Raw genomic sequence first — 11,421 nt, 5'->3', positions numbered from 1 at the left:
CCCGCCCGTTCCCCCGGCTTTCCCGGTGTGGAAAACTGCCCCGGTTGCGCTTGTGAACAAGGCGGTCGGCGGGAGCGGTGGGGATGAGTAAGCGGCAGACGCGGAAGATGCTGCGGCTGATGGCGAGCGGAGAACCGGTCGAGCTGACCAGCCCGATGGCGTCCGTGAAGAAGCTCGCCCGGCTGGCCTTCGTCGCCCAGCAGTTCGGCTACGAGTACGCGGACGTCCGGCAGAGCAGCGGCCGCAACGGCGCGCTCACCATGCTGATCGTGCCCGATCCCGGCCCGCAGGCCAGGGCGCGGGCCGCGCAGAACTGGGCGCGGTACCCCAACGCGGCGGACGGCGTCTCCCTCCCGCCGCTCGTGCCCGACGAGTTCGAACTCCTCAAGGCCCGCATCAACTTCGACCTCACCGGCCGGCACGCCGAGAAGCGCATGTGGTACGGCGCCCTCGGCGCCACCGTCGGCAGTGTGATCCTCGGGTTCCGCTTCGGGGGCGGGTCCTTCGACTTCCTCGTGGCCGGGGTGCTGTGGCTGCTGTTCATGGGCATCTTCGGCATCGGGCTGGTGGTCACGCGCAAGCGCAACGCCAAGTTCGCCGCCCGGTTGCGGGCGTCCGGCTTCGTGCCGGTGACGGACCAGAACGGCCGGACGCGGTACCTGCCTCCCGGGGCGCAGCTCCCCGGGCAGGGGAACCCGTTCGCGGGCGGACCGTACGGCGGTGTCCCGGGAGGGCCTGCCGGTGTGCCAGGTCCGTACGCCCAGCCGGCGCCGTATCCCGGCCGGCCCGCCCCGGGCCCTTACGGTGCTCAGCCCGCGCCAGGTCCGTACGGTGCCCAGCCCGCGCCGGGGCCGTACCCGGGTCAGCCCGCCCCCGGCCCCTACGGTGCTCAGCCCCCCGCCCCCCACAACCCGCCGTATCCTCAGCAGAACCCTCACTGGCAGCCCCCGCGGCCGTGACCGGAACCGTCGGAACCTCTCATCCCGCCCGGACGCGGGGTGAGAGCAAAGTTCCCTCGCGGTCACTCGCTGGCACAGGCAGGAAACGCGCCCTCCCTACCTTCGGGATCAGTCACTCAGGTACAACCGAGTCCTGGAGCACAGTGGAGGCGTCATGACAGGCCCTGGCACGGCACCCGCACCCCCGAGCAGGGGCGGACGCTGGATCCAGCACTGGGATCCGGAGAACGAGACCTTCTGGCAGGAGACGGGAGAGAAGATCGCCCGCCGGAACCTCTTCTTCTCCGTGCTGTCCGAGCACATCGGCTTCTCGATCTGGACCCTGTGGTCCGTGCTGGTGCTCTTCATGGGCCCGGAGTACGGGCTGACCCCGGCCGACAAGTTCATGCTGACCTCGATGGTCACGCTGGTCGGCGCGGTCGTCCGCGTCCCCTACACCTTCGCCGTCGCCATCTTCGGCGGCCGCAACTGGACGATCATCTCGGCCGGCATGCTGCTGATCCCGACGGTCGCCGCGTTCCTCGTGATGGAGCCGGGCACCAGCTTCTCGACCTTCCTGCTCGTCGGCCTCCTCGCCGGCGTCGGCGGCGGCAACTTCGCCTCCTCCATGACCAACATCAACGCCTTCTTCCCGCTGCGGAAGAAGGGCTGGGCCCTCGGCCTGAACGCCGGTGGCGGCAACATCGGCGTGCCGGTGATCCAGCTGGCCGCGCTCGCGATCATCGGCGCCGGCGGCGGGCCGCGCGTGCTGCTCGGCGTCTACATCCCGCTGATCGTCGTCGCCGCCGTGATGGCCGCGCTCTTCATGGACAACCTGGAGAACGTCAAGAACGACACCGGTGCCGCCAAGGACGCCGCGCGGGACGCCCACACGTGGATCATGTCCGTCCTCTACATCGGCACCTTCGGCTCCTTCATCGGCTACAGCTTCGCCTTCGGCCAGGTCCTGCAGAACCAGTTCGGCCGTACGCCGCTGCAGGCCGCCTACGTCACCTTCCTCGGCCCGCTGCTCGGCTCCCTGATCCGGCCCGTCGGCGGCTGGCTCGCCGACCGGTACGGTGGCGCGAAGATCAGCCTGTGGAACTACGTGGCGATGGGCGCCGCGACGGCCGTCCTGATCGGCGCCTCCATGGAGAAGTCGCTGGCGCTGTTCACCGCCGCCTTCGTGGTGCTGTTCGTGCTCAGCGGGCTCGGCAACGGCTCGACGTTCAAGATGATCCCGGGCATCTTCCAGAACAAGGCCCTCGCCAAGGGACTGAAGGGCGAGGAGGCCGCGGCCTACGGGCGTCGGCTCTCCGGAGCCTCCATGGGCCTGATCGGCGCGGTGGGCGCCCTCGGCGGTGTCGGCATCAACCTCGCCTTCCGCCAGTCCTTCCTCTCCTACGGCTCCGGTACCGGCGCGTTCGTCGCCTTCCTCGCCTTCTACGCGGTGTGCTTCACGGTCACCTGGGCCGTATACCTTCGCCGTACGGCTCCCCGGGTACCCGAAACGTCGGCGGCCTCGGAGACGAAGCCGCAGCTCAGCTACGCGAAGGTGTGACGTAACACCGCCGACATCACGCCGATCCGGGCCTGTCACGAGCCGTTGACAGGCTCGATCGGCATGTAGGTACGCCGTACCCATGAAGTACGACGACTCGAGTGCGGGACGAGAGCCATGTACGAGGAAGAACAGCGACCGGACCACGGACCCCTGGCGGGTTTCACCGTGGGTGTGACGGCCGCGCGCCGGGCCGACGAGCTGGGGGCGCTGCTGCAGCGACGTGGTGCCGCCGTCCTGCACGCCCCCGCCCTGCGGATCGTGCCGCTCGCCGACGACAGTGAACTGCTGGCCGCGACCAAGGAGATCATCGAGCAGCTTCCGGACATCGTCGTGGCCACGACCGCGATCGGGTTCCGGGGCTGGGTCGAGGCCGCCGACGGCTGGGGCCTGGGCGAGGAGCTGCTGTCGCGGCTGGCCGGCGTGCGGATCCTGGCGCGCGGGCCGAAGGTGAAGGGCGCGGTCCGGGCCGCCGGGCTGACCGAGGAGTGGTCGCCGTCGTCGGAGTCCATGGCCGAGGTGCTCGACCGGCTGCTGGAGGAGGGCGTCGAGGGCCTGCGCATCGCGATCCAGCTGCACGGCGAGCCGCTGCCGGGCTTCGTGGAGGCGCTGCGGGAGGGTGGCGCCGAGGTCGTCGGCGTGCCCGTCTACCGGTGGATGCCGCCGGAGGACCTCGGCCCGGTCGACCGGCTCCTGGACGCGACGGTGTCCCGGGGGGTGGACGCGCTGACGTTCACCAGCGCCCCGGCCGCGGCCTCCTTCCTCTCCCGGGCGGAGGAACGCGGACTGCTCCCCGAGGTGCTGGCCGCCCTGAACCACGACGTCCTGCCGGCCTGTGTCGGCCCGGTCACCGCCCTGCCCCTGCAGTCCCGCGGCATTGACACGATCCAGCCCGAGCGCTTCCGGCTCGGGCCCCTCGTCCAGCTGCTCTGCCAGGAACTGCCCGCGCGGGCCCGCTCGCTGCCCATCGCCGGGCACCGGGTGGAGATCCGCGGCCACGCCGTCCTGGTCGACGGCGACCTCAAGCCGGTGCCGCCCGCGGGCATGTCCCTCCTGCGCGCCCTGTCCCGCCGGCCGGGCTGGGTCGTCTCCCGCGCCGACCTGCTGCGCGCCCTGCCCGGCTCCGGCCGCGACGAGCACGCGGTCGAAACGGCGATGGCCCGCCTGCGCACGGCCCTCGGCACGCCGAAGCTGATCCAGACGGTGGTCAAGCGCGGCTACCGCCTGGCCCTGGACCCGGCGGCGGAGACGAAGTACGCGGACGCGTAGGCGGAGACGAAACACGCGGACGCACAGGCACGCGCCGGGGTTGGGCGGAATCGCGCCGGGGTCTGGGCGGGGCCGCTTCGCGGTGGCATCGCGCTGGGGTCTTGGGCGGGGTCGTCTTGTGGTGGGGTTGCGCTGGGGTCTTGGGCGGGGTCGTCTTGTGGTGGGGTCGCGCTGGGGTCTTGGGCGGGGCCGCTTCGCGGTGGCATCGTGCTGCGGTCTGGGCGGGGTCGTCTCGTGGTGGGATCGCGCCGGAGTCCGGGCGGGGCCGTCTCGCGGTGGGATCGCGCCGGAGTCCGGGCGGGGCCGTCTCGCGGTGGGGTCGCGCCGGAGTCCGGGCGGGGCCGTCTCGCGGTGGGGTCGCGCCGGAGTCCGGGCGGGGCCGTCTCGCGTGCCCTGACCGCGCGGCGCGCGGGGGGTTTCCCGCGCGCCGCCGGGCAGGCACTGTAAGAGGGAACGGTTTCCCAGCCCTCTCACAGGCGTCTCACCGACCTAGGCGGTGACAGGCACATGGCACTGGGTACGGCCACGGCCCCCTACGAGCTGCGGTTCGACGCCGGGCGGATCTGCCTGGATCTGCTCTCCACCACGCATCCGGAGGAGCGGCTGGACTCCGTGGACGTGCTGCGCGCCTGGATCACCGGCTCCGGTCTGGTCCCGGCGGGCACCTCCCTCGCCCACACCGACGCCGGCTGGCTCGTCGCCTTCCGCGAACTGCGCGGCCAGATCGACCGGTTGGTGCGCGGCCGGCCCAGGCCAGGCGTCCCGGCGTACGACCTCGCCCTGGCGCGCGTCAACGACCTGGCGCGGACCGCGCCCCCGGCCCCGCGCGCGGTCCGCGGCGAAGACGGCGACCTCGTACGGCGGTTGGACGGCCCGCCCGGCCGCGCGGCCCTGCTCGCGGCCGTCGCCCGGGACGCCGTCGACCTCCTCACCGACCCCGCGGCCCGTGCGGCCCTGCGCGAGTGCGCGGGCGACAACTGCCCGATCGTGTACCTCGACACCTCGCGGGGGCGCAGGAGGCGCTGGTGCTCCAGCGAGGTCTGCGGGAACCGCGAGAGGGTCGCCCGGCACCGCCGCCGCGCGGCACTCGCCCGCGCCTGAAACGCAGTTGGGTGCCCGCTGCACTCAATTCCCTGTCCTAAATGCTACTTCTGCGACCGCACTCTCGAAGTGATTTCGATTACATGCCGTTTACCTACGGCCCCGTAGGGAAGGCGTGGCTTGAAGTTGCCGATGTGGCGGAAATGTAAAGAACGAGGGGTGGGAATGTGACCGCATGTCCCCCTCGTCACGTCACTTCGAAGAAATCTGTCACGTCTCTTTGAACGCCCAACGGCTCGCGTCCGTACGGCTTGTCGAGCGACCGACTGGGGGAACCCCCGGACATCGGAGGTGGGCGTGCGCAAGGATTCCGTCGTGGCCAATGAACGTGCACCGAGGGCCCGACATCGCATGTCCCAGCCCTCGGAACCCGACGAGGAGCTGATGCGTGCGCTCTACCGCGAACACGCCGGACCCCTGCTGGCATATGTCCTGCGCCTGGTCGCCGGAGACCGGCAGCGCGCCGAGGACGTGGTGCAGGAGACGCTCATCCGTGCCTGGAAGAACGCCGGTCAGCTCAATCGTGCGACCGGATCGGTACGCCCCTGGCTGGTGACGGTCGCCCGGCGCATCGTCATCGACGGCCACCGCAGCCGGCAGGCCCGGCCGCAGGAGGTCGACCCGTCGCCGCTGGAGGTCATCCCCGCGGAGGACGAGATCGACAAGGCGCTGTGGCTGATGACTCTCTCGGACGCACTCGACGACCTGACCCCCGCTCACCGGGAGGTGCTCGTCGAGACGTACTTCAAGGGGCGTACCGTCAATGAGGCGGCCGAGACCCTGGGCATACCCAGCGGAACCGTCCGCTCCAGGGTGTTCTACGCCCTGCGTTCGATGAAGCTCGCACTGGAGGAGCGGGGGGTGACGGCGTGATGAGTGTTTACGGGGGTAACCAGGGGTTCGGTACGGGAGGCATGGGTATGTCTGGACCCATGCAGGAATCTCCGGTGCCGAACGAGCACGAGACCGTCGGCGCCTACGCCCTCGGCATCCTCGACGACGCCGAAGCGACCGCCTTCGAAGCCCATCTCGCGACCTGCGAGTGGTGCGCCCAGCAGCTCGACGAGCTGGCCGGCATGGAGCCGATGCTCGCCGCCCTCGCCGACCTGCCCGGCTCCGGCAGCACCCCCGCGATCGGCGAGTCGCTGTCCGCGAAGCCCAGGCCGCGCATGGTGGAGAAGCTGGTCGACGAGGTCGCGGAACGGCGCGCCCAGAAGCGCCGCCGCAGCTTCTACATGGTGGCCGCGGCCGGCGCGCTGATCATCGGCGGCCCCTTCGTCGCGGTCGCGACGAACGGCGGCGGTGACGGCGGCGGCGCGGAGAACCGCCCGCTCGCCGCGAGCCCCGCCAAGGAGGCCTTCGACGGCATCTCCGACAAGATCTCCGCCACCGACCCGAACACCAAGGTCACCGCGACCGTCGCAGTCCAGAAGAAGGACTGGGGGACGGGCGTGGTCACCGAACTGAAGAACGTCAAGGGCCCGCTCAAGTGCGCCCTCGTCGCGGTCGGCAAGAACGGCGAGCGGGAGACCCTGTCCTCCTGGTCCGTCCCGGAGTGGGGCTACGGCCTCCCCGACGCCAGGACCGAGAAGGCCAAGCAGCCGCTGTACGTCCAGGGCGGCGCCGCCTTCGAGCCGAACGAGATCGACCACTTCGAGGTCGTGACCTTCGACGGCAAGCGGCTGGTCGAGGTCGACGCGTAGCCTTACCGGGTCCCCTTCGCGTACGGTGGACGGCTGCCCAGCACGTCAGAAGGGGGCCCGGTGGCCGCTCAGGCACCTCAGGAAACCGCGCTCGACTCCCTGAGAGACAGAGAGATCGGCGTCGAACAGGAACACCTGGACCGGGTGTACCGGCGTCTCGAGGAGAAGATCCACGAGGCGGAGTTCCTCATGAACGACGCCGCCCAGCGCGGCCAGGTCGGCACGCCCGGCGCGCTCGCCGAGCGGGACGCGCAGGTCTTCCGGGCCGGCATCCACCTGAACCGGCTCAACAACGAGTTCGAGGACTTCCTCTTCGGCCGCATCGACCTGCTGCTCGGCAAGGACGGCAAGAAGGGCCCCGACGGCGCCTACACCGCCGTCGAGCCCGCCGAGGGCGCCGTCCGCGAGGACAACACCGCCGACATCGCCGAGACCCTGCACATCGGCCGCATCGGCGTCCTCGACCAGGACTACGCCCCGCTGGTCATCGACTGGCGCGCCCCGGCCGCCGCCCCCTTCTACCGCTCGACGCCCGTCGACCCCGGCCGGGTCGTCCGCCGCCGGGTCATCCGCTCCAAGGGCCGCAAGGTCCTCGGCGTCGAGGACGACCTGATGCGCCCCGAGCTGAAGGCCTTCCTCGACGGCCACGAACTGCCCGTCATCGGCGACGGCGCCCTGATGGCCGCCCTCGGCCAGGCCCGCAGCCACACCATGCGCGACATCGTCGCCTCCATCCAGGCCGAGCAGGACCTGGTCATCCGCGCCCCCGCCGCCTCCGTCACCTACGTCGAGGGCGGCCCCGGCACCGGCAAGACCGCCGTCGCCCTGCACCGCGCGGCCTACCTCCTCTACCAGGACCGGCGCCGGTACGCGGGCGGCATCCTGATCGTCTCCCCGACCCCGCTGCTCGTCGCCTACACCGAGGGCGTGCTGCCCTCGCTCGGCGAGGAGGGCCAGGTCGCCATCCGCGCCATCGGCTCCCTCGTCGACGGCGCCGAGGCCACGCTCTACGACTCCCCGGCGGTGGCCCGCGCCAAGGGCTCCTCCCGCATGCTCAAGGTGCTGCGCAAGGCAGCGCGCGGAGCCCTGGAGCTGAACGATTCACCGGACCGGCTGCGCGTGGTCGCCTTCGGCCGCCGCCTGGAGCTGGAGGCCGACGAACTGGCGGGCATCCGCCGCGCCGCCCTCGGCGGCACCGCCCCCGTGAACCTGCTGCGCCCCCGCGCCCGCAAGCTCCTCCTGGACGCCCTGTGGGAGCAGTCCGGCGCGGCCGGCCGGCACACCGACCCGGAGCTCGCCGCCGAGCTGCGCTCCTCCTTCGACGAGGACATCACCTCCGAGGACGCCTTCACCGCCTTCCTCGACGCCTGGTGGCCGGAGCTGACCCCGGCGGCCGTCCTGGACGCCATGGCCGACGAGCGGCGCCTCGGCCGCTGGGCCCGGCGGATCCTCAACCCCGGCGAGGTCCGCAAGGTCGCCCGCTCCCTCAGGCGCGACGGCTGCTCCGTGCACGACATCGCGATGCTCGACGAGCTCCAGGCCGTCCTCGGCGCCCCCGCCCGGCCCCGCAAGAAGCGCGAGCTGGACCCGCTCGACCAGCTCACCGGCCTGGAGGAGCTGATGCCGGTGCGCGAGGAGTCCCAGCGCGAGCGCGCCGAGCGGCTGGCGGCCGAGCGCACCGAGTACGCCCACGTCATCGTCGACGAGGCCCAGGACCTCACCCCGATGCAGTGGCGCATGGTCGGCCGCCGCGGCCGGCACGCCACCTGGACGGTCGTCGGCGACCCGGCGCAGTCCTCCTGGTCCGACCCGGACGAGGCCGCCGAGGCCCGCGACGAGGCCCTCGGCACCCGCCCGCGCCGCCGCTTCGAGCTCACCGTGAACTACCGCAACCCGGCGGAGATCGCCGAGCTGGCCGCGAGGGTGCTCGCCCTCGCCATGCCCGGCTCGGTGTCGCCGAAGGCGGTCCGCTCCACCGGCGTCGAGCCGCGCTTCACCGTCGTGGAGGACACGCTGGGCGACACCGTCCGCCACGAGGCGGCGAGGCTGCTGGAGCGGGTCGACGGCACGGTGGGCGTGGTCGTCGCCATGCAGCGCCGCGAGGAGGCCCGCCGCTGGCTCGCCGGACTCGGCGACCGGGTCGTGGCGCTCGGCAGCCTGGAGGCGAAGGGCCTGGAGTACGACGCGACGGTCGTGGTCTCCCCGGCGGAGATCGCCGACGAGTCCCCGGCCGGCCTGCGTGTGCTCTACGTCGCACTGACGCGGGCCACCCAGCAGCTGACGGTCGTCTCGGCCGAACGGGACGAGCCCGACGGGGCGGGAATCCCGGATCTGCTCAGGGACTGAGCCGCGTTACCCACTTGCCGGCGAAATGAACTCCCGGTACGGGAATGGCCTTACGGGATCTGTTTGTTAGCCTGGATGTGGCACCGGCTCGATCCAAGCCCCCGGGCCCAACCTTCGTCGCTACGAGCGACCACTTGCCGCGAGGCGAGCATGGCGGGTCGGTGCCACCTACTTCACAAGAGACCCACGTCCTACGTGACGTGGGTCTCTTTTTGCTGGCGGGTTCCGCGAACAAAACGTTCGCAATCGAGGGCGGCTACCCGCTACCGAGCGGTAGGTGCGACGATCGGACGGCACAACTCAGCGTCAGGTGAAAGCAGAGGAAGTCGGCCATGGCAACGGCGCCCAGCGTCTCCTACTCGATGACGGTCCGGCTGGAGGTGCCCGCGAGCGGAACCGCCGTCTCGCAGCTCACCACCGCCGTGGAGTCCTCCGGAGGCTCGGTGACCGGCCTCGACGTCACGGCGTCCGGTCACGAGAAGCTCCGTATCGACGTCACCATCGCGGCGACGTCGACCGCGCACGCGGACGAGATCGTCGAGAAGCTCCGCGGCATCGAGGGCGTCACCCTGGGCAAGGTCTCGGACCGGACCTTCCTCATGCACCTCGGCGGCAAGATCGAGATGGCGTCGAAGCACCCCATCCGCAACCGTGACGACCTCTCCATGGTCTACACGCCCGGTGTCGCCCGCGTCTGCATGGCGATCGCCGAGAACCCCGAGGACGCCCGCCGCCTCACCATCAAGCGCAACTCCGTTGCGGTCGTGACGGACGGCTCCGCCGTGCTGGGCCTGGGCAACATCGGCCCCAAGGCCGCGCTGCCCGTCATGGAGGGCAAGGCGGCCCTCTTCAAGCGGTTCGCCGGCATCGACGCCTGGCCGATCTGCCTCGACACCCAGGACACCGACGCGATCGTCGAGATCGTCAAGGCCATCGCCCCCGGGTTCGCCGGCATCAACCTCGAGGACATCTCCGCGCCCCGCTGCTTCGAGATCGAGGCCCGGCTGCGCGAGGCCCTCGACATCCCCGTCTTCCACGACGACCAGCACGGCACCGCGATCGTCGTCCTCGCCGCGCTCACCAACGCCCTGCGCGTCGCCGGCAAGGCCATCGAGAACATCCGGGTCGTCATGTCCGGCGCCGGCGCGGCCGGTACGGCCATCCTCAAGCTGCTGATCGCCGCGGGCGTCAAGAACGCCGTCGTCGCCGACATCCACGGCGTCGTGCACGCGGGCCGCGAGGACCTGGTGGACGCCGCCCCGGACTCGGCACTGCGCTGGATCGCCGACAACACCAACCCCGAGGGCCTCACCGGCACGCTCAAGGAGGCCGTGCGCGGCGCCGACGTCTTCATCGGCGTCTCCGCCCCGAACGTCCTCGACGGCGACGACGTGGCCGCCATGGCCGACGGCGCCATCGTGTTCGCGCTTGCGAACCCGGACCCCGAGGTCGACCCGGCGATCGCCCGCCAGACCGCGGCCGTTGTCGCCACGGGCCGCTCGGACTTCCCGAACCAGATCAACAACGTGCTGGTCTTCCCGGGTGTCTTCCGCGGCCTGCTGGACGCGCAGTCCCGCACCGTCAACACCGAGATGATGCTGGCCGCCGCGACCGCCCTCGCGGACGTGGTGACCGAGGACGAGCTGAACCCGAACTACATCATCCCGAGCGTCTTCAACGACAAGGTCGCGGGCGCGGTGGCCGGGGCCGTGCGGGAGGCCGCCAAGGCCGTGGGCGCGACGGCCGGCAGCCCGTCCGCGGTCTGAGGACGAGGCCCGCGCCGGGGTCCGGGGGCGGCCGCCCCCGGACTGTGAGCATCCCCACGGCGGCCCGGGGCCCGGCGCGTCGCGGAACCCCTGTCAGCAGGGGGCTCTATCGTGTCGGCCAGGCTCAGGCCCTCTTTTCGTGTGACTCCCCAAGGGTGTTCCCACGACTCCTGCGGGTGCCGGATTGGCTTTCCCGCCGCAGGTAGAGGCAGGATGCGTCCCTGGGCGCGAGGGTCTGACGACGGACCCGGTCCGGGGACTCATGGAGGACCCTGGCAGCATCGGCTTCGATCTGACGCCTCAACGGCAAGATGAACACGGGAGTAACAACATGAACCGCAGTGAGCTGGTGGCCGCGCTGGCCGACCGCGCCGAGGTGACCCGCAAGGACGCCGACGCCGTGCTGGCCGCGTTCGCCGACGTCGTCGGCGACATCGTCTCCAAGGGCGACGAGAAGGTCACCATCCCCGGCTTCCTGACCTTCGAGCGCACCCACCGTGCCGCTCGCACCGCCCGCAACCCGCAGACCGGCGAGCCGATCCAGATCCCGGCCGGCTACAGCGTGAAGGTCTCCGCGGGCTCGAAGCTCAAGGAAGCGGCCAAGGGCAAGTAAGCGTTCCCTTGCGCGCGCCGTGGGCAACTGCGGGCCGGCTGTGGCTGGTCGCGCAGTTCCCCGCGCCCCCAGGGGGCGCGAGCCCACCGAGAGCCGCATGAAACGCCGAGGGGCGGCCACCTGT

General features: G+C 71.5%; 9 protein-coding genes. All 9 read left to right on the top strand.

Annotation, left to right across the window (positions count from 1 at the left end):
* The first annotated feature begins 83 nt into the window (after window positions 1-83).
* Window positions 84-959, top strand: coding sequence for a hypothetical protein (locus tag C1703_RS15085; RefSeq protein ID WP_114253160.1), 876 nt, complete (start codon window positions 84-86; stop codon window positions 957-959).
* Between the two features lie 154 nt (window positions 960-1,113).
* Complete coding sequence (locus C1703_RS15080) at window positions 1,114-2,499, top strand: nitrate/nitrite transporter (RefSeq protein WP_114253158.1); 1,386 nt, start codon at window positions 1,114-1,116, stop codon at window positions 2,497-2,499.
* A 117-nt stretch (window positions 2,500-2,616) separates the two neighbouring features.
* Window positions 2,617-3,768: a uroporphyrinogen-III synthase gene (locus C1703_RS15075; RefSeq protein WP_114253156.1), complete on the top strand. Its 1,152-nt coding sequence runs from the start codon at window positions 2,617-2,619 to the stop codon at window positions 3,766-3,768.
* Between the two features lie 507 nt (window positions 3,769-4,275).
* Window positions 4,276-4,869, top strand: a complete 594-nt coding sequence (locus tag C1703_RS15070) for an ABATE domain-containing protein (RefSeq protein ID WP_114253154.1) — start codon at window positions 4,276-4,278, stop codon at window positions 4,867-4,869.
* 351 nt (window positions 4,870-5,220) lie between these two features.
* Complete coding sequence (locus C1703_RS15065; protein WP_010039908.1) at window positions 5,221-5,742, top strand: sigma-70 family RNA polymerase sigma factor; 522 nt, start codon at window positions 5,221-5,223, stop codon at window positions 5,740-5,742.
* 47 nt (window positions 5,743-5,789) lie between these two features.
* On the top strand, window positions 5,790-6,572 hold the full coding sequence (locus C1703_RS15060) for a zf-HC2 domain-containing protein (RefSeq protein ID WP_269803203.1): 783 nt from the start codon (window positions 5,790-5,792) through the stop codon (window positions 6,570-6,572).
* Window positions 6,573-6,632: 60 nt separating this feature from the next.
* Window positions 6,633-8,918 carry a UvrD-helicase domain-containing protein gene (locus tag C1703_RS15055; protein ID WP_114253150.1) on the top strand — a complete coding sequence of 762 codons (2,286 nt, stop codon included), beginning with the start codon at window positions 6,633-6,635 and terminating at the stop codon, window positions 8,916-8,918.
* Window positions 8,919-9,250: 332 nt separating this feature from the next.
* On the top strand, window positions 9,251-10,684 hold the full coding sequence (locus C1703_RS15050) for an NAD-dependent malic enzyme (protein ID WP_114253149.1): 1,434 nt from the start codon (window positions 9,251-9,253) through the stop codon (window positions 10,682-10,684).
* 331 nt (window positions 10,685-11,015) lie between these two features.
* On the top strand, window positions 11,016-11,297 hold the full coding sequence (locus C1703_RS15045) for an HU family DNA-binding protein (protein WP_003990598.1): 282 nt from the start codon (window positions 11,016-11,018) through the stop codon (window positions 11,295-11,297).
* Window positions 11,298-11,421 lie beyond the last annotated feature (124 nt).

Origin of the sequence: Streptomyces sp. Go-475, assembly GCF_003330845.1 — a bacterium.
Classification (GTDB): domain Bacteria; phylum Actinomycetota; class Actinomycetes; order Streptomycetales; family Streptomycetaceae; genus Streptomyces.
The sequence above is the reverse complement of the archived record's forward strand: the minus strand, read 5'-3'. Positions and strand labels throughout refer to the sequence as shown.

Excerpts from the sequence above, each read along its gene's own strand:
- C1703_RS15085 (WP_114253160.1), top strand. The coding sequence starts at position 84 with ATGAGTAAGCGGCAGACGCGGAAGATGCTGCGGCTGATGGCGAGCGGA.
- C1703_RS15065 (WP_010039908.1), top strand. The coding sequence starts at position 5,221 with ATGTCCCAGCCCTCGGAACCCGACGAGGAGCTGATGCGTGCGCTCTAC.
- C1703_RS15050 (WP_114253149.1), top strand. The coding sequence starts at position 9,251 with ATGGCAACGGCGCCCAGCGTCTCCTACTCGATGACGGTCCGGCTGGAG.
- C1703_RS15045 (WP_003990598.1), top strand. The coding sequence starts at position 11,016 with ATGAACCGCAGTGAGCTGGTGGCCGCGCTGGCCGACCGCGCCGAGGTG.
- C1703_RS15070 (WP_114253154.1), top strand. The coding sequence starts at position 4,276 with ATGGCACTGGGTACGGCCACGGCCCCCTACGAGCTGCGGTTCGACGCC.
- C1703_RS15060 (WP_269803203.1), top strand. The coding sequence starts at position 5,790 with ATGTCTGGACCCATGCAGGAATCTCCGGTGCCGAACGAGCACGAGACC.
- C1703_RS15075 (WP_114253156.1), top strand. The coding sequence starts at position 2,617 with ATGTACGAGGAAGAACAGCGACCGGACCACGGACCCCTGGCGGGTTTC.
- C1703_RS15080 (WP_114253158.1), top strand. The coding sequence starts at position 1,114 with ATGACAGGCCCTGGCACGGCACCCGCACCCCCGAGCAGGGGCGGACGC.